Below are 16,477 nucleotides of genomic sequence, written 5' to 3'. Positions count from 1 at the left end.
GTCAAACTAGCGCCATGTGCGTCAACTACCGCCCCCCGCTGCCCGAACAACTCGACATGGTGCTCGGCACCCTCGTCGACCTGTACCGAGACTGGGACTGGCCCAGCGAAACGTGGAAGGATTACACGGCCCCGATCGTGCGCGCGGGGCCGGACGGCGAACGCGTGCTGCAGCTCGCGAGCTACGGCATGGTCCCGCGCCGCCACATCCCGGCCGGTGTCAAACCGTTCGACACGATGAACGCGCGCGCCGAATCGCTGGGCGAAAAGCGCTCGTTCGCCCCGGCCTGGCGCCGCACCCAGTTGTGCGCCGTGCCGATGACCTGTTTTTATGAGCCCAACTACGAAAGCGGCCGCGCCGAACGCTTCGGCATCGGCATGCGGGACGACGGCATGTTCTTCGTGGCGGGCCTGTGGCGCGAATGGTCCGAGGCCGACGGGACGATCGCGGCATCGTTCACGCAGATCACGATCAACGCGGACGACCACCCGCTGATGCGGCGCTTCCACAAGCCCGACGACGAAAAACGCGCGCTCGTCGTGCTGCCGCCGGACGACGTCGACGCGTGGCTGCACTGCCGCGATCCGGAGCTGGCGCGCAGCTTCCTGCGCCCCTATCCGGCCGAAGAAATGAAGGCCTGGGCTGCCCCGAAGACGCCCGTGAAAAAGACGCCGCCGCCGGGACCGCAGAACCTGGAATTATTCTGATCGGACCGATCCGAACTGCCCGGCCAGTACGCGCGTGGCGGACGCCGTTGCAAGAGGGCGGTAGTAATAATAGCCCTGCACGAGGTCACTGCCCATCTCGCGCAACAGCGCCAGCTCGGCTTCGGTCTCCACGCCTTCCGCCACCACATCCATGCCGAGCGCGCGGGCCAGCGTCAGGACCACTTCGACGATCTGGCGCTTGTCGTCGTGGCGATCGAGCTTGCTGACGAACGAGCGGTCGATCTTCAGCGTGTCGATTGGCAGGCGGCGCAGGTAGCTGAGCGACGAGTAACCGGTGCCGAAATCGTCCAGGCTGACCCGCACGCCGAGCGCCTTCAATTGCGCGAACGCGGCCAGTGCGCCTTCGGCGTCCGCCATCACGGCGGTTTCGGTCAGCTCGAGCTTGAGCGTGGCGGGCGCGATGCCCGTCGCGGCCAGCACATCCGTCACCACGCCGACGAGGCCCTCGTCCGTGAACTGGACCGCCGACACGTTCACGCTCATCGTCAGGTGCAGGTCGAAGGCCTGCTGCCAGTCGCGCAGCTGGCGGCACGCCTCGCCCAGCACCCATGCGCCGATCGGCTCGATCAGGCCGGTTTCTTCGACGATCGGGATGAACCGGGCCGGCGGCACGAGGCCATGTACCGGATGGCGCCACCGCAGCAGGGCTTCGAAACCGCGCACCCGGCCGTCGCGCGGCGCGACGATCGGCTGGTACTCGAGGAAGAACTCGCGGCGGTCCATCGCGTAGCGCAGATCGGCTTCCATCTGCAGGCGGCTCACGGCAGCCCGCTGCATGGCCTGGTCGAACATCATCCAGCGCGCGCGCCCGGTGCGTTTGGCGTGGTACATCGCGATGTCGGCATCGCGCACGATGTCCTCGACGTTGGCGTAGCCGGTCGCGCTCAGGGTGATGCCCACGCTGGCGGTCACGAACACGCGCTGATCGGCCACGTCGAAGGGTTCGGCCAGCACGCCCATGATGCGCTCGGCGACCAGGATCGCATGTTCGGCGCTGCCGACCTGGTCGAGCAGGATCACGAATTCATCGCCGCCGAGACGCGCGACCAGGTGCTCGTGCGCGAACGCGGGATCGCGCGCCACCAGGTCGCTCTGGCGCAGGCAGGCCGACAGCCGCCGCGCCGCTGCGATGATCAACTGGTCGCCCGACTGGTGTCCCAGCCCGTCGTTGATCGACTTGAAACGGTCCAGGTCCACGAACAGCACGGCGAAATGGCCGCCCGGCTTGCGCCGCGTGCGCTGCAGCAGGTGTTCGAGACGTTCCAGGAACAGCCTGCGGTTGCCCAGCTGGGTCAGGGGATCGTGCAGCGCATTGTGCATCAGCTTGTCCCGCGCGCGGCAACGCTCGAACACGCGGCCGAGCTGCGTGCCGACCTGGGCCATCAGGCGCAGCAGCGATTCGTCCGGCGCCTCGCGCTTGCGGCTGAAAAACTTGACGACCGCAACCACTTCGCTGGCGATCATCACCGGAAAGGCGACGAGCGAAGCAAACCCCGCGCCGACGATCAGTGGCAGGCGCGGCAGCTCGACCGTGCCCGTGCCATCGGTGGCCACCCATTCCGGCCTGCCGCTCAGCGCAACCCGCCCTGGCAGCCCGACGCCAGGCGCGAACATGCCGGCCTCGGTGCGCGTACGCAATTCCTGGACCGGACTGTCCCCGTTGCGCGCAGCCTCGTCATACCAGATGCCGGTGGCGCTGAGCCGCTCCTGCCCTCGCGGGCCCGACACCAGCCACAGGTTGCCGAGGGGCGAACTCGCATAACGGCACATTGCCTCGAGCGCGCGCCCCATCGCGGCATGGACGTCGTCCGCCTCGTTGGCGGCCACCGCAATACTCTCCAGCAAGGCAATTTCTTGCTGACGCTGGTACAGATCACGCAGGCCCCGCTCGGCGATCGCCTCGGCTTCATGGCGCGCGGCCGCTTCGCGTCGCACGCGCCGCTGGAGGCGGGCGACCTCCGCTGCGGCGTCCGTCTTGTCGAGCCCGATCATGCCGGCTCGACACGTACGTGGAACACACAGCGGCGATCGCCGCGGTGCATGCATTCGTGCTGTTCGAGCTCGATCCGCTCGCCGAAATGCGTGGCGGCGCCGTGCATGAACCCATCGGCAAGCGCACACAAGCGGCGAGGCGAGTCGTAGCCGATCTTCAGCACGCCGGCGACGCTCGTATCGAAATCGAAGACAGGCGTCCGTGCGCCGGGATAGAGCTTGCAGACCTCGGGATGAATGATGCTGTTCAGGCTCAGCAGGAAGCTGCGCACGTTCGCATGGCTGTCGAAGATCACCGGGTAACGCCGCGCCAGCAGCGGCATCGCCCTGCGGCCAAACCAGCGCAACACGGTGTCTTCCGGTATGTCCAGGGCGTCCGCTGCCGCACGCACCAGGGCCGCAATCTCGGCATCGTCATAACTGCCGAGCGATGTATAGGCGCCTTCCAGTCCTGCCGCATCGAGCAGCCGATCCCATGCGGCGTCGCCGTATGTACTGCTGACGGCCTCTTCCAACAAATTAAAGACAATGCCTTTCACTACACTCCCGACTACTTGCTCCACGCTACGACGTATTGCAAAAATGTTTAGTTGTATTGAATGATAATAGTAATCTCATCGAACTAAATCAATGCCGGAAGCGCCTCTCTACGGGTTATCCACAATAAGCAGAGGTCGAATTACCTGGATTCGGCCGCCTTGACGACCTCGATCACCTTCTTCGCCGCCTCGTTCGGCACCGCGAGCGACAGCTGGTAATGCACGATCTCGAATCCGGCCGGCGTCCTGCGGATGACGCCACTGGCCATGCAATGGCCCATGTTTTCCGTGTCGAGCAATTCGTCGAACCAGATCATCGATCCATCTGCCGTCGCGTAGACATTGCGCCGCGTGGGATGAAAGACCCACGCGGCCTGCTTGCCCTCGAAGTATTTGCGGCCCCACTCGCGGAAAGCGTCGCGCTGCCATAGTTCGGTGCGGTCCGTGCCGATGTAGACGCCGTCCGGCGCCATCTTGTCGAAGTAGCGCATGCGCGCGTGCGCGGCATCGTCGTGCCAGCCGTCGACGAACGCATCGACCTGCTGCGCGAGGGCCGGGTCGACGCCGGCGGCGTGGGCGAGGCCGGCCACGAACAGGCAGCAGGCGAGGATGAGCGATTTCATGGTCTTGATGTCCTCATGTGGCCAGATCGAACGAACTTCGGCCGAGCATAGCGAAATGTTGCAACTGCGTCCACCGGGACGGATCACGCGGCGCTCGCGCATGCGCACGGAATCGTGGATAATTCCCGCCATGAACGATACTACCCAACTCCCACCCCTGCCCGACCGCCTGTCCATCGACCCGAAGAGCCCGCACCACAACGCGGAAGTCTTCAAGCACCCGGTCGGCATCCGTTTCAACGGCAAGGAACGCACGGACGTCGAGGAATACTGCCTGAGCGAAGGCTGGATCAGGGTCGCCGCCGGCAAGACCCTGGACCGCAAGGGCCGTCCGATGCTGATCAAGCTGAAAGGTACGGTCGAGGCGTATTACGCCGTCTGATCATTCATCGATAACGTGGACATGCGAAGGCCGCCGGAGCGATCCGGCGGCCTTTTTCATGGCTGTGTTCGCGCAGTCAGGAACCGTGATCCAGCGCTGCATGATGGACGATTGATTACGTTAATATTGCGCAGTTAACAATTTCCTATGACGTCACTTCATGGAAGCATTACTGCGACGCATCGTACGCACCCTGGCGGGCTGGCCCGTCGTGGGCCGCCTCGTCCGCATACTGGTGGCGTTGATCCGCCTGCCGGAACACAATGATCGGCAGCATCGTTTCGCGACCGAACAGCTGCCGGCACTGCTGCACACGATGTCCGACCTGAACGCCCGCACGCTGGCCGTCCTGCAGGATCCCGAGAACCTCGCCCAGTCGCTTCCGGTGACGCTGCGCGGGCTGACGCGGGAACTGGCCGAGTTGCGGACGCGGCTGGAACGGCTGGAACGGCTGGAGCGGCAGCTCGGGCAATGACGTCCTTTTCCATCGTCATCAATACGCTGAACCGCGCGTCCCTGCTGAGGCGCGTGCTGACGAGCCTGGCGCACCTTCGTTACGCGGGACAGTTCGAAGTCATCGTCGTCCAGGGGCCATGCACCGACGACACCGCGCAAGTGCTTGCTGAGTGGGGATCGCGGATCCGCACGGGAACCTGCCCGGTCGCCAACCTGTCGATGTCGCGCAACATCGGTATCTGCATGGCGCGCGGCGACGTGGTGGCGTTCATCGACGATGACGCGATTCCCGAGCCGGAATGGCTGACCCACCTGGCGGCGGCCTATGCCGATCCGCAGGTCGGCGGCGCCGGCGGCATCGTATGCGACCGCAGCGGCTACACGTTCCAGTACCGGTATGCGACTGCGACAAGGCTCGCCGAGACCGACTGGCGCGCACCTGGCGCAAGCCCGTCGCTGTGCTTCCCGGGTTCGTTCCGCTTTCCCTATCTGCAGGGCACCAACGCATCGTTCCGGCGCACCGCGCTGCTCGAGGTGGGCGGGTTCGACGAGGAGATCGAATACTACCTGGACGAGACCGACCTCTGCTGCCGCCTGATCGATGCGGGCTTCCTGATCAGGCAGCTGCCGGATGCGTATGTGCACCACGAGGCCGCGCCGAACGCGGTACGCGACGCTGCGCAGCTCACCGTGGCGTCGTATCCGATCCTGAAGAATTCGCTGTATTTTTCAATCAAGCACGGCCTGCCGTATGTCCCGCTCGCGCACATCGAGCGCCTGCATGCGGAGCGGGTCGCCGCCCGGCGCGCCGACGTCGTCCACCTGGTCGCCGCCGGCCGCCTGCCGCCGGCGGCGCTCGACGACTTCGATGCCGCGGCGGTCCGCGCCGGCGAAACGGGCCTGCGCCGCGGCCTGGAAAGCCCCCGCCCGGGCATCGCGCCGACGACATGGTCGCCACTGCCGGGCGACTTCCTGCCGTTCGCGGCGCGCGCGCATCGGGACACGCGCACGGTGGTGCTGGTGTCGCGGGACTATCCGCCCGGGCATCGCGGCGGCATCGCCGTCTTCTACCGCGACCTGGCCGAAGCGCTGGCGCAGGCGGGGCACCAGGTGCACGTCATCACGGAAGGCACCAACGAGGTGAGCCTGGAGAACGGGGTCTGGATGCATCGCATGGCCGTGCAGCGCCGCACGCGCACGCCGGGCGCGGTCGCGCGCGCGATTCCGCAACCCGTCTGGGACTGGTGCGCGACGGCGCTGGCGGAGACGCGCCGCATCGCCGGCCTGCGTCCCGTCGACGTGGTCGAAGCGCCCATCTGGGACACGGAGGGTGCCGCGCTGTTGCTCGATGGCGGCTGGCCACTGGTCACGAGCCTGCAGACCACCCTGTATTTCTGGCTGCAGGAACATCCCGACCTGCGTAATGACGCGCGCTGGATGGCGGATTTCGGCACGCCGATGCTGGCGCTGGAACAAGAGCTGATGCGCGGCTCGCATGCGGTGCGTGCGATCAGTGAGGCCATCCGCCGCGACATCGAACAGGCGTACGGATTCCGCTTCGATCCCGCCGCCGTGATGACGGTCCCGCTCGGGATGCCGGATGCGGCCGCCGCGCCGCCCGCACCCCGCGGCGGACGGATCGACGTGCTGTTCGTCGGCAGGCTCGAAGCGCGCAAGGGCATCGACGTGCTGCTCGCCGCGATGCCGCGGGTGCTGGCCGCGCATCCGTCCATCCGCTTCCGCATCCTGGGCGACAACACGATTCCCCGGCCCGGAGAGCGCACCAGCTACCTGGACGCCTGGCGCGCGGAGGGCCATCCGCGGCGCTGGGGGGACCGGGTCGTGTTCGAAGGCCGCGTCGACGACGCGACGCTGCGGGCCGCCTACCGCGATTGCGACGTGTTCGTGGCGCCGAGCCGCTTCGAGTCGTTCGGCCTGGTATTCCTCGAAGCCATGCGGGAAGGCAAACCGGTGATCGGCTGCCGCGCCGGCGGCATGCCGGAAGTCGTCGCCGACGGCCTCAACGGCATCCTCGTGCCGCCCGGCGACAGCGCGGCGCTGGCCGATGCGATCCTGGATCTCGCGGCTTCCGCGCCGCGGCGCGCGGCGCTGGGCGCGGCCGGCCGCGCGCGGTTCGTCCAGCATTTCACCGCGGCGCGCATGGCGCAGTCCAGCATGCCGTTGTACGACCTGGCCCGCGGACGCTTCGCGCCGCAAGCGGCATGAAGGTGTCATTGATCCACGGCGTCTGCGTCCGCCACGACGCGATCTCGAACGCCATCGCCGACCAGTACCACTGGCTGCGCGCCGCGGGGCACGACGTGCGCCTGTATGCCCACGTCTGCGACCAGCCCGGGGTGGCGTGTCATGCGGTGGGCGCGTTGTCGGACGTGGCGTTCGACGCGCATTTCCAGCAAAGCGACCTGGTCCTTTTCCATTTCGGCATCTACTACGCGCTGTTCGACCTGCTGCCCGTCGTGCCACGCGGCGCGCGGCGCGTGGTCGCCTTTCACAACATCACGCCGAAACACCTGGTGGCGCCGGCGCAGCACGAGACGATCGACCGCTCGTTCCGGCAGATGGCCAACATCGCGTTCGCCGACCACGTGTTGTGCGACAGCGCGATCAACCTCGGCGTGCTGCGCGCCGCGCGCATCGGGACAGCCGCCACCGTGCTGCCGCTCGCCGTCGCCAGTCCGCCGGCGCCGGTGCCGGACAAGCCCAGCGCGCGCGACGGCATCGTCCGTCTCGCCTTCGTCGGACGACTGGTCGGGTCGAAAGGCCCGCAGGACCTGCTGGCGGCGCTCCGCCAGGTACTCGCGCAAACGGGATCCGACGTCCGCCTGGCGCTGGACGTCGTCGCCAACATCGCGTTTTCGGACCCTGCACTGCTCGACATGATGCGCGCGGCCGCCGCCGACCTGCCCCGCGATGCCGGCGGCCGCATCGTCGTGCGTCTGCACGGCGACGCACCGGAAGACGCCAAGGAGCGGATCCTGCGCGATGCCGACGTGTTCGTCCTGCCGACCCGTCACGAAGGCTTTTGCGTCCCGATCGTGGAAGCGCTGGCCGCCGGCTGCAAGGTCATCGCCTGCGACAATTCGAACACGCCGGCCGTGACCGGCGGCCATGCCAGCCTGGTGCCGACCGGCGATGTCGATGCCCTTGCCCGTGCACTTGCCGCGGATATCGCGCACGTCCGCGCCCCCGGATGGCGGTCGGCGGGCGCAGGGGGCTATGGCGAGTATGCCCTGGACGCGTGGCGCTTCGTCCAGCAGTTCAGCCCCGTGCTGATCCGGCAGCGCTTCATCGATGCGGTCGGGTCCCTGGTCAACCTCGACTGAATGGCGCCAGCAGGCAGTCCAGCGCCTGCCGGTACGCCTCCCGCAACGCGTCCACGCGCGCCGCGTCGGCGCGGGCGGCGATGAGCGCAAGCCCGCTGCCATGCGCGTGGTCGACGAGGATGTCGCGCCACAGCAGGTGCGCCGGCGTGACGGCCGCGAGCAGCGCGGTCAGGCGGTCCGTGATCTCGCGGCTCGCCCCCGCGAAGGCCGCCGGCTCGGCAAAGATCGCGAGCGTCAGCTGCGGGTGCGCGACGACGGCGTCGTGATAGCGCGTCAGCAGCACTCTCACCCCATCGACGGGGCCGGCGGCCGCGTCGGCATCCTGCAGCACATCGCCGTACAACCGGTCCGACAATGCCCGCAGCAGGCCGGCGCGGTCGGTCACGTGGTGGTACAGGCTCATCGGCGTCACGCCCAGCCGGGCCGCCAGCGCGCGCATCGTCAGGCCGGCGTCGCCATCCTCGTCGAGCAGGGCCAGCGCGGCGTCCAGGATGGCGTCGCGCGTGACGCCCTGCCCGCGCGCGGGCCGGCCGCGCGGGCGCGTCATGGCAGCACGCGGTACGTGGATTGCACGAGGCCCGACGGGAAGCTGCGGCTGGCGACGAGGGACAGGTCGCGGTCGGCCGGCAATTCCCCGAAAAGCTTGCGGCCCGCGCCGATCAGCACCGGCACCGTCGTGATGACCATGTCCTCGACCAGCCCCGCGCGCAGGAAGGCCTGCACGACCTGGCCGCCATCCACGTAGACTCGGCGTGCGCCCTCCTGCGCCAGGACGCGCATGGCCTCGGGCGGTGCCAGGTCCGCGAAACGCACCTTGCCGCGCAGCCGGTCGGGCACCGGCGTGCCGGCCAGTCGGCGCGACAGCACGAGCACCGGCCGGTCGTACGGCCAGGGGTCGAACGTCGCTACCTTCTCGTAGCTGCCGCGGCCCATCACGATCGCATCCTTGTCGGCGATGAAGGCGTCGTAGCCGTGGTCTTCGTTCGGGTCGTCGCGGGCGAGCAGCCAGCCGATGTCGCCGTCGGGGCGCGCGATGTAGCCGTCCAGGCTGGTGGCGATGAATACGTGTCCGCTCATGGCGTCTCCTTATTTATACACCGTATATTTTATACGAAGACGCAAAAAAAGCGAGCCCGCAGGCTCGCTTTCTTGACGACGACGAAGCGGATCAGCGCTTATCGATGGTCGGCACGTCGCGAACGGTCGAACCGACGAACAGCTGGCGCGGACGGCCGATCTTCTGTTCCGGGTCGGCGATCATTTCGTTCCACTGGGCGATCCAGCCGATGGTACGGGCCATCGCGAAGATACCGGTGAACAGCGAAACCGGAATGCCCAGGGCCGACTGCACGATGCCCGAGTAGAAGTCGACGTTCGGGTATAGCTTGCGCGACACGAAGTAGTCGTCGTTCAGGGCGATCTTTTCCAGTTCCATCGCCAGCTTGAACAGCGGGTCGTCCTGCAGGCCCAGTTCGTTCAGCACTTCGTGGCAGGTTTCGCGCATCAGCTTGGCGCGCGGGTCGAAGTTCTTGTACACGCGGTGACCGAAGCCCATCAGCTTCACGCCCGAGTTCTTGTCCTTGACCTTCTCGATGAAGGCCGGGATGTTCTCGACCGAGCCGATTTCCTTCAGCATGTTCAGTGCGGCTTCGTTCGCGCCGCCGTGTGCCGGGCCCCACAGGCAGGCGATACCGGCTGCGATACACGCGAACGGGTTGGCGCCCGACGAACCGGCCAGACGGACGGTCGAGGTCGATGCGTTCTGCTCGTGGTCGGCGTGCAGGATCAGGATGCGGTCCAGGGCGCGGACGAGGACGTCGTTGACCTTGTACTCTTCGCACGGGTTACCGAACATCATGCGCATGAAGTTCGCGCTGTACGACAGGTCGTTGCGCGGGTACACGAACGGCTGGCCGATCGAGTATTTGTAGGCCATGGCGACCAGGGTCGGCAGCTTGGCGATCAGGCGGATGGCCGAGATCTCGCGCTGCTTGGCATCGTTGATGTCCAGCGAGTCGTGGTAGAACGACGCCAGGGCGCCGACGGTACCCACCAGCACCGACATCGGGTGCGCGTCGCGGCGGAAGCCGCGGAAGAAGAATTGCATCTGCTCGTGGACCATCGTGTGCTTGGTCACGGTGGCGACGAATTTTTCCTTTTCTGCGGCGTTCGGCAGTTCGCCGTTCAGCAGCAGGTAGCAGGTCTCCAGGAAGTCGCAGTTGACGGCCAGCTGCTCGATCGGGTAGCCGCGGTACAGCAGCTCGCCCTTGTCGCCATCGATGTACGTGATGGCCGACTGGCAGGCGGCGGTCGACATGAAGCCAGGGTCATAGGTGAACTTGCCGGTCTGGCCGTACAGCTTGCGGATGTCGATGACGTCCGGGCCGATCGTGCCTTTGTAGATCGGCATGTCTACCGATGGGCTGCCGTCCGAAAACGACAGGGTGGCTTTGGTATCAGAGATGTTCATGGCACTTCCTTCTTTGGGAGGTGAGTCTACAAGACAAAATAAAACGAAATCTTCCGGTTTCGCTCAGGCTTGCCGCAGCCGCGCCACCAGGGCGCGGACGTGCGGGAGGTCGACCTCGCCTTCGGGCTCGGCGCGCCCCAGCAGCAGGTCCATCAGCGGGTTATCCGCCAGGTCCAGCAGACGGGTCAGCGCATCGACTTCCTCGTCCGTCATGGTTTCTTCATGCGCATCCAGGAAGCGCGTGAGGATCAGGTCGTTCTCGAGCAGGCCGCGGCGGGCGCGCCAGCGCAGGCGGGCACGGTTGGCGGGGTCGGATTGATGCGTATTCACACTAGAGTCCGTTGTTGGGTCAACACTATACTCCGGCTGCCGGAGGCCGGCAGTACGGTAGTTTTACTGTTTCGGTTCGATGAGCCGGGTTTAGATCGCGCGGCGTACCAGCAATTCCTTGATCTTGCCGATGGCCTTGTTCGGGTTCAAACCCTTCGGGCACACGTCCGTGCAATTCATGATCGAGTGGCAGCGGAACAGGCGGTACGGGTCTTCCAGGTTGTCCAGGCGCTCGTTGGTCGCTTCGTCGCGCGAGTCGGCGATGAAGCGGTACGCCTGCAGCAGACCGGCCGGACCGACGAACTTGTCGGGATTCCACCAGAACGACGGGCACGACGTCGAGCAGCACGCGCACAGGATGCACTCGTACACGCCGTCGAGTTCTTCGCGCTCTTCCGGCGACTGCAGACGCTCTTTCTCCGGCGGGATCGAGTCGTTGATCAGGTACGGCTTGATCGAGTGGTACTGCTTGAAGAAGTTGGTCATGTCCACGATCAGGTCGCGGATGACCGGCAGGCCCGGCAGCGGACGCAGCACGATCGGCTGCGTCAACTCGTTCAGGTTCGTCGTGCAGGCCAGGCCGTTCTTGCCGTTGATGTTCATCGCGTCCGAACCGCACACGCCTTCGCGGCACGAGCGGCGCAGGGCGAGCGAGTCGTCGACGTCGGCCTTGATGCGCTGCAGCGCATCCAGCAGCATCTTGTCGGTGTCTTTCAGCTCGACGGTGACGTCTTGCATATAGGGCTTAGAATCCTTGTCCGGATCGTAGCGGTAAATCTTCAGGTGGACTGTGCGTGCCATTATCGGTACCTAATTAGAACGTGCGGGGCTTCGGTTTGAACGTGTCGACGGTGAGCGGCTTGGTCACGACCGGTTTGTAGTCGAGGCGGTTGCCTTCCGAGTAGAACAGGGTGTGCTTCATCCAGTTCACGTCGTCGCGCTGCTCGTAGTCGCTGTGGGCGTGGGCGCCGCGCGATTCCTTGCGCGCCGCGGCCGACACGACGGTCGCCTTGGCCACTTCGATCAGGTTGTCCAGCTCGATCGCTTCGATGCGCGCCGTGTTGAACACCTTCGACTTGTCCTTGAACGAGACGTGCTTGCGGCGCTCGTCCAGGGCCATGATTTCCTTGACGCCTTCGTCCATCAGCGCCTGCGTGCGGAACACGCCGCAGTGCTTCTGCATCGTCGCGCGGATCGCATTGGCCACGTCCTGCACCTTCTCGCCGCCGGTGGAGTTTTCCAGGCGGTTCAAACGGCCCAGCGCGTAGTCGGCGAAATCCTTCGGCAGCGCGCGATTGCGCTGCTCCTTCAGGTTCTGCGCGACGATGTGGTTGCCGGCCGCGCGGCCGAACACCACCAGGTCCAGCAGCGAGTTCGTGCCCAGGCGGTTCGCGCCGTGCACCGACACGCACGAGCATTCGCCGATCGCGTACAGGCCATTGACGACCTTCTGCGCACCGGTGCCGTCGGGCGTGACGACCTGGCCGTGGATGTTGGTCGGGATGCCGCCCATCTGGTAGTGGATGGTCGGGACGACGGGGATCGGCTCCTTCGTCGCGTCGACGTTGGCGAACTTGTGGCCGATTTCCAGGATCGACGGCAGGCGCTTGCGGATCGTGTCCGCGCCGATGTGGCGCAGGTCCAGCAGCACGTGGTCCTTGTTCGGGCCCACGCCGCGGCCTTCCTTGATTTCCTGGTCCATCGAGCGCGACACGAAGTCGCGCGGCGCCAGGTCTTTCAGCGTCGGCGCGTAGCGCTCCATGAAGCGTTCGCCGTTGCTGTTGATGAGGATACCGCCCTCGCCGCGCACGCCTTCCGTGATCAGCACGCCCGCGCCGGCCACGCCGGTCGGGTGGAACTGCCAGAACTCCATGTCCTGCAGCGGGATGCCGGCACGTGCCGCCATGCCCAGGCCGTCGCCGGTGTTGATGAAGGCGTTGGTCGACGCGGCGAAGATACGGCCCGCGCCGCCCGTGGCGAACACGGTCGTTTTCGCCTGCAGCATCATGACGTCGCCCGTTTCCATTTCCAGCGCGACGACGCCGAGGACGTCGCCGTCGGCATTACGGACCAGGTCAAGCGCCTGCCATTCGACGAAGAAGTGCGTGCGCGAGCGGACGTTACGTTGATACAGCGTGTGCAGGAGCGCGTGGCCGGTACGGTCGGCGGCGGCGCAGGCGCGCTGCACCGGCTTCTCGCCGAAGTTCGCGGTGTGGCCGCCGAACGGACGTTGATAGATCGTGCCGTCCGGGTTGCGGTCGAACGGCATGCCGAAGTGTTCGAGCTCGTACACGACCTTCGGGGCTTCGCGGCACATGAATTCGATGGCGTCCTGGTCGCCCAGGTAGTCCGAACCCTTGACGGTGTCGAACATGTGCCAGTACCAGTCGTCTTCGCTCATGTTGCCGAGGGATGCGCCGATGCCGCCCTGGGCTGCGACCGTGTGCGAACGGGTCGGGAACACTTTCGACAGCACGGCCACGTTCAGGCCCGCTTCGGACAGTTGCAGCGCCGCGCGCAGGCCGGAACCGCCGGCGCCGACGATGACGACGTCGAAATGGCGGACGGGGATGTTGGTGTTGATTGCTGCCACGATTACACGCTCCAGAGAATTTGCACAGTCCAGGCGGCGCAGGCGAGCAGCCAGAGCACCGTGGCGATCTGCAGGGTCAGGCGGATGCCGACCGGTTTGACGTAGTCCATCCAGATGTCACGGATGCCCACCCACACGTGGTAGAACAGGCCGAAGAACGTGACCATCGTGAAGAGCTTGAACCACTGGCGGGCGAACAGGCCGGCCCAGCCTTCGTAGGTGAAGTTTTGCCCGGTCAGGAACGAGACCAGCAGGATGACGGTGAAGACGACCATCACGATGGCGGTCACGCGCTGGGCGAGCCAGTCGCGCATGCCGTAGTGCGCGCCGACGACGAGGCGGCGCTGTCCGATATTCTTGGGGGTAGCCATGATTAAATCACTCCGTACAGTTTGAGGGCGACCAGCAGGGTCAGGACCAGGCTGACGACCAGCACGTAGCGCGCGGTGCGCTGCGCCGCGTCCTTGTCCAGGGCCATGTGGTTGTCCATGAACAGGTGGCGGATACCGGCGCAGAAGTGGTGCAGGTAGCCCCAGGACAGGCCCAGGATGACGATCTTGGTGAACGGATGGCTGACGATCCCGGCGAAGTGCGCGAACGAGATCTCGGAACGGATGCTCTGCTCGAACAGGTAGAGCAGGAACGGCAGGAAGAGGAACAGCACGAAGCCGCTGATACGGTGCAGGATCGACACGATGGCCGACGGCGGCTGCTTGTAGTTCATCGTGATGTCCGTAATGCTCACATTACGGATCGGCTGCCCTCTTTTTTGCGCGTTCTTCACGGCTTCGGACATTGGAACACCTCCCTTAAAGCGTTTATTTATATTGACACCCGGACTACGCCGATTTTGGTCTTCGACGCTTGCCCAAAATCAAGGCATTGTAATCGCTGCAAGCGATTCATGCAGCAGCATAGAGCCGCCGCAAAAACAATTCACGACAATTCGTTTTGGTAATGATGCTTCGTGGTCAGATACAGCCCGCGCCGCAACTCCACCGCCTTGTCTCCATAGGTGAACGACACCCGGTCCGCGCACAGCAGCGGCGTTCCTTCCGGCACTTTCAACGCCTGCGCCGTCGGTCCGTCGGCCGCCACGGCCCGGATCTTTTCGGACGCGCGGATCATGCGCGTGCCGAATTCCGATTCGAACAGTCCATACATCGGTCCCTTGTATTCCGCCAGGCGCTCCGCCGTCAGTCCTTTGAACAATTGCCCCGGCAGCCAGAGCTCTTCCAGGATAGTCGGCGCGCCGCCGTCGCTCATCAGCCGTTTGATATAGACGACCGCGTCGCCCGATTTCAGCTCGAGCAGGCGCGCCACCTCGGCCGGCGCACGGATGCGCTTGACCTCGAGGTAGTCGTGATCGAGATGCTGGGGGACGCCCTCGTCGGGCATCAGCTTGAGGAAACGGAAGTGGGCGCGCGCCTCGTTGTGGGTGGCGACGAACGTCCCTTTACCCTGGCGGCGCACGACGAGGTGCTCGGCGGCGAGCTCGTCGATGGCCTTGCGCACGGTGCCCTGGCTGACCTTGTAGCGGCCGGCCAGCTCGACTTCGCTGGGGATCAGCTCGCCCGGTTTCCATTCGCCGGACTGCAGGCTCTGCGTGATCAGCGCCTTGATCTGCTGGTAAAGTGGAGAGAATGTGGGGGAAGGCGCCACGCCGCCGACAGCGCTGCCGGCGCTCGTAGTCGTGGCGCCATTGCTGTTCGGATTGGACGGGGCTGGGTTCATAGACATCGATTTTTTCATAAATCCCATTGTCCGTCCAGTGGAGAAACCCTCGGATTATGTGTCTTATATAAGACATATGATATGAATTGACAGATGGAATCGTGCGGGCATACACTCGCGGTCGATCGAGCGTGGGCGCCCGCCTGTCGGCAATCGTCGCACGCCCGGCTTGCGGGTAGGCCTTTTGGTATGATTGCAGTTTTCCCAAACTGGCGTATCCTTCTGCGTCGCCCCGTTTTTCTTTCCCACTTTGGAGATTCATCATGGCTAAAACCCCTAAGCGCGTTGCCGTTACCGGCGCGGCCGGCCAGATCGGCTATTCCCTGCTGTTCCGCATCGCCAACGGCGACATGCTGGGCAAGGACCAGCCGGTCATTCTGCAGCTGCTCGAGATCGACAACGAAAAAGCACAGAAGGCGCTGAAAGGCGTCATGATGGAACTGGAAGACTGCGCATTCCCGCTGCTGGCCGGCATGACCGCCCACAGCGACCCGATGACCGCATTCAAGGATGCGGACGTCGCCCTGCTGGTCGGCGCCCGTCCGCGCGGCCCGGGCATGGAGCGTAAAGACCTGCTGGAAGCCAACGCCCAGATCTTCACGGTGCAGGGCAAGGCGCTGGACGCCGTCGCCTCGCGCGACGTGAAAGTCCTGGTGGTCGGCAACCCGGCCAACACCAACGCCCACATCGCGATGAAATCGGCCCCGAACCTGCCGGCCAAGAACTTCACCGCGATGCTGCGCCTGGACCACAACCGCGCCCTGTCGCAAGTCGCCGCCAAGACCGGCACGGCCGTCGGCGACATCGAGAAGATGATCGTCTGGGGCAACCACTCGCCGACCATGTACGCCGACTACCGTTTCGCGACGGTCAACGGCAAGTCGGTCAAGGACCTGATCAACGACCAGGAATGGAACGCCAACACGTTCCTGCCGACCGTCGGCAAGCGCGGCGCCGCCATCATCGACGCGCGCGGCGCATCGTCGGCTGCTTCGGCCGCCAACGCCGCCATCGACCACGTGCGTGACTGGGTGCTGGGCACCAACGGCAAGTGGACCACGATGGGCGTGCCGTCGGACGGTTCGTACGGCATTCCGGAAGGCATCGTCTTCGGCTTCCCGGTGACCACCGAAAACGGCGAGTACAAGATCGTGCAAGGCCTGGAAATCGACGCGTTCTCGCAAGAGCGCATCAACCTGACGCTGAACGAACTGAACGAAGAGCGCGCAGGCGTCGCTCACCTGCTGGGCCAGTAATTCCACAACGGCGGCGCGCATCGACGCGCC

Annotated in this window: 18 protein-coding genes; 6 read left to right on the top strand and 12 right to left on the bottom strand. The window is 65.5% G+C overall.

Annotation, left to right across the window (positions count from 1 at the left end; translation table 11 throughout):
* Positions 1-14: 14 nt before the first annotated feature.
* Positions 15-707, top strand: a complete 693-nt coding sequence (locus ACEN9H_RS06340) for an SOS response-associated peptidase (RefSeq protein ID WP_413674142.1) — start codon at positions 15-17, stop codon at positions 705-707.
* Here ACEN9H_RS06340 and ACEN9H_RS06335 read toward each other — a convergent pair.
* From ACEN9H_RS06335 to ACEN9H_RS06325, 3 genes are all read right to left on the bottom strand, one after another.
* Entirely contained in the window at positions 699-2,720 is a 2,022-nt protein-coding gene (locus ACEN9H_RS06335; protein WP_413674141.1) for a putative bifunctional diguanylate cyclase/phosphodiesterase, read from the bottom strand. The two genes, ACEN9H_RS06340 and ACEN9H_RS06335, sit on opposite strands and share 9 nt — an antisense overlap.
* On the bottom strand, positions 2,717-3,259 hold the full coding sequence (locus ACEN9H_RS06330) for a heme NO-binding domain-containing protein (protein ID WP_413674140.1): 543 nt from the start codon (positions 3,257-3,259) through the stop codon (positions 2,717-2,719). The genes ACEN9H_RS06335 and ACEN9H_RS06330 overlap by 4 nt, the downstream gene beginning before the upstream one ends.
* 140 nt (positions 3,260-3,399) lie before the next feature.
* Complete coding sequence (locus tag ACEN9H_RS06325) at positions 3,400-3,882, bottom strand: nuclear transport factor 2 family protein (protein WP_413674139.1); 483 nt, start codon at positions 3,880-3,882, stop codon at positions 3,400-3,402.
* A gap of 130 nt (positions 3,883-4,012) precedes the next feature.
* On the opposite strand from ACEN9H_RS06325, the gene ACEN9H_RS06320 reads away from it, so the two are divergent.
* The 4 genes from ACEN9H_RS06320 to ACEN9H_RS06305 all read left to right on the top strand — a co-directional run bounded on the left by ACEN9H_RS06320 (position 4,013) and on the right by ACEN9H_RS06305 (position 8,064).
* Entirely contained in the window at positions 4,013-4,264 is a 252-nt protein-coding gene (locus ACEN9H_RS06320; RefSeq protein WP_056132087.1) for a DUF3297 family protein, read from the top strand.
* Positions 4,265-4,424: 160 nt separating this feature from the next.
* Positions 4,425-4,739, top strand: coding sequence for a hypothetical protein (locus ACEN9H_RS06315; protein ID WP_413674138.1), 315 nt, complete (start codon positions 4,425-4,427; stop codon positions 4,737-4,739).
* Complete coding sequence (locus ACEN9H_RS06310) at positions 4,736-6,946, top strand: glycosyltransferase (RefSeq protein ID WP_413674137.1); 2,211 nt, start codon at positions 4,736-4,738, stop codon at positions 6,944-6,946. Before ACEN9H_RS06315 ends, ACEN9H_RS06310 begins: the two co-directional genes overlap by 4 nt.
* Positions 6,943-8,064, top strand: a complete 1,122-nt coding sequence (locus tag ACEN9H_RS06305) for a glycosyltransferase family 4 protein (protein ID WP_413674136.1) — start codon at positions 6,943-6,945, stop codon at positions 8,062-8,064. Before ACEN9H_RS06310 ends, ACEN9H_RS06305 begins: the two co-directional genes overlap by 4 nt.
* Here the strand turns inward: ACEN9H_RS06305 and ACEN9H_RS06300 are convergent.
* From ACEN9H_RS06300 to ACEN9H_RS06260, 9 genes are all read right to left on the bottom strand, one after another.
* On the bottom strand, positions 8,051-8,611 hold the full coding sequence (locus tag ACEN9H_RS06300) for a TetR/AcrR family transcriptional regulator (protein WP_413674135.1): 561 nt from the start codon (positions 8,609-8,611) through the stop codon (positions 8,051-8,053). The two genes, ACEN9H_RS06305 and ACEN9H_RS06300, sit on opposite strands and share 14 nt — an antisense overlap.
* Entirely contained in the window at positions 8,608-9,141 is a 534-nt protein-coding gene (locus tag ACEN9H_RS06295; RefSeq protein WP_413674134.1) for a dihydrofolate reductase family protein, read from the bottom strand. The genes ACEN9H_RS06300 and ACEN9H_RS06295 overlap by 4 nt, the downstream gene beginning before the upstream one ends.
* Before the next feature lie 91 nt (positions 9,142-9,232).
* The gene (gltA, locus tag ACEN9H_RS06290) at positions 9,233-10,534 is read right to left on the bottom strand and encodes a citrate synthase (protein WP_056132071.1); all 1,302 of its coding nucleotides are present in this window, start codon (positions 10,532-10,534) and stop codon (positions 9,233-9,235) included.
* A gap of 63 nt (positions 10,535-10,597) precedes the next feature.
* Positions 10,598-10,864: a succinate dehydrogenase assembly factor 2 gene (locus ACEN9H_RS06285; RefSeq protein ID WP_036240314.1), complete on the bottom strand. Its 267-nt coding sequence runs from the start codon at positions 10,862-10,864 to the stop codon at positions 10,598-10,600.
* 90 nt (positions 10,865-10,954) lie between these two features.
* Entirely contained in the window at positions 10,955-11,665 is a 711-nt protein-coding gene (locus ACEN9H_RS06280) for a succinate dehydrogenase iron-sulfur subunit (protein WP_413342144.1), read from the bottom strand.
* Positions 11,666-11,678: 13 nt separating this feature from the next.
* Entirely contained in the window at positions 11,679-13,457 is a 1,779-nt protein-coding gene (gene sdhA / locus ACEN9H_RS06275) for a succinate dehydrogenase flavoprotein subunit (RefSeq protein WP_413674133.1), read from the bottom strand.
* Between the two features lie 2 nt (positions 13,458-13,459).
* Entirely contained in the window at positions 13,460-13,828 is a 369-nt protein-coding gene (gene sdhD / locus ACEN9H_RS06270) for a succinate dehydrogenase, hydrophobic membrane anchor protein (protein ID WP_056132064.1), read from the bottom strand.
* A gap of 2 nt (positions 13,829-13,830) precedes the next feature.
* On the bottom strand, positions 13,831-14,253 hold the full coding sequence (gene sdhC, locus ACEN9H_RS06265) for a succinate dehydrogenase, cytochrome b556 subunit (RefSeq protein ID WP_413674132.1): 423 nt from the start codon (positions 14,251-14,253) through the stop codon (positions 13,831-13,833).
* Between the two features lie 140 nt (positions 14,254-14,393).
* Positions 14,394-15,191: a GntR family transcriptional regulator gene (locus ACEN9H_RS06260; RefSeq protein ID WP_413675559.1), complete on the bottom strand. Its 798-nt coding sequence runs from the start codon at positions 15,189-15,191 to the stop codon at positions 14,394-14,396.
* Between the two features lie 263 nt (positions 15,192-15,454).
* Between ACEN9H_RS06260 and ACEN9H_RS06255 the strand changes: the two genes are divergently transcribed.
* A complete protein-coding gene (locus tag ACEN9H_RS06255; protein WP_413674131.1) occupies positions 15,455-16,447 on the top strand; it encodes a malate dehydrogenase in 993 nt (330 codons plus the stop codon).
* Positions 16,448-16,477: the final 30 nt, after the last annotated feature.

Origin of the sequence: Massilia cellulosiltytica, assembly GCF_047325105.1 — a bacterium.
Taxonomy (GTDB): domain Bacteria; phylum Pseudomonadota; class Gammaproteobacteria; order Burkholderiales; family Burkholderiaceae_D; genus Telluria; species Telluria orientalis.
This window is presented reverse-complemented; position numbering and strand designations above follow the sequence as displayed.

Bases quoted from the DNA above. Each gene is read 5' to 3' on its own strand.
- ACEN9H_RS06310 (WP_413674137.1), top strand. From the start codon at position 4,736: ATGACGTCCTTTTCCATCGTCATCAATACGCTGAACCGCGCGTCCCTG.
- ACEN9H_RS06280 (WP_413342144.1), bottom strand. From the start codon at position 11,665: ATGGCACGCACAGTCCACCTGAAGATTTACCGCTACGATCCGGACAAG.
- ACEN9H_RS06300 (WP_413674135.1), bottom strand. From the start codon at position 8,611: ATGACGCGCCCGCGCGGCCGGCCCGCGCGCGGGCAGGGCGTCACGCGC.
- ACEN9H_RS06260 (WP_413675559.1), bottom strand. From the start codon at position 15,191: ATGAACCCAGCCCCGTCCAATCCGAACAGCAATGGCGCCACGACTACG.
- ACEN9H_RS06335 (WP_413674141.1), bottom strand. From the start codon at position 2,720: ATGATCGGGCTCGACAAGACGGACGCCGCAGCGGAGGTCGCCCGCCTC.
- ACEN9H_RS06305 (WP_413674136.1), top strand. From the start codon at position 6,943: ATGAAGGTGTCATTGATCCACGGCGTCTGCGTCCGCCACGACGCGATC.
- gltA (WP_056132071.1), bottom strand. From the start codon at position 10,534: ATGAACATCTCTGATACCAAAGCCACCCTGTCGTTTTCGGACGGCAGC.
- sdhD (WP_056132064.1), bottom strand. From the start codon at position 13,828: ATGGCTACCCCCAAGAATATCGGACAGCGCCGCCTCGTCGTCGGCGCG.
- ACEN9H_RS06255 (WP_413674131.1), top strand. From the start codon at position 15,455: ATGGCTAAAACCCCTAAGCGCGTTGCCGTTACCGGCGCGGCCGGCCAG.
- ACEN9H_RS06320 (WP_056132087.1), top strand. From the start codon at position 4,013: ATGAACGATACTACCCAACTCCCACCCCTGCCCGACCGCCTGTCCATC.
- ACEN9H_RS06325 (WP_413674139.1), bottom strand. From the start codon at position 3,882: ATGAAATCGCTCATCCTCGCCTGCTGCCTGTTCGTGGCCGGCCTCGCC.
- ACEN9H_RS06295 (WP_413674134.1), bottom strand. From the start codon at position 9,141: ATGAGCGGACACGTATTCATCGCCACCAGCCTGGACGGCTACATCGCG.
- ACEN9H_RS06315 (WP_413674138.1), top strand. From the start codon at position 4,425: ATGGAAGCATTACTGCGACGCATCGTACGCACCCTGGCGGGCTGGCCC.
- sdhC (WP_413674132.1), bottom strand. From the start codon at position 14,253: ATGTCCGAAGCCGTGAAGAACGCGCAAAAAAGAGGGCAGCCGATCCGT.
- ACEN9H_RS06340 (WP_413674142.1), top strand. From the start codon at position 15: ATGTGCGTCAACTACCGCCCCCCGCTGCCCGAACAACTCGACATGGTG.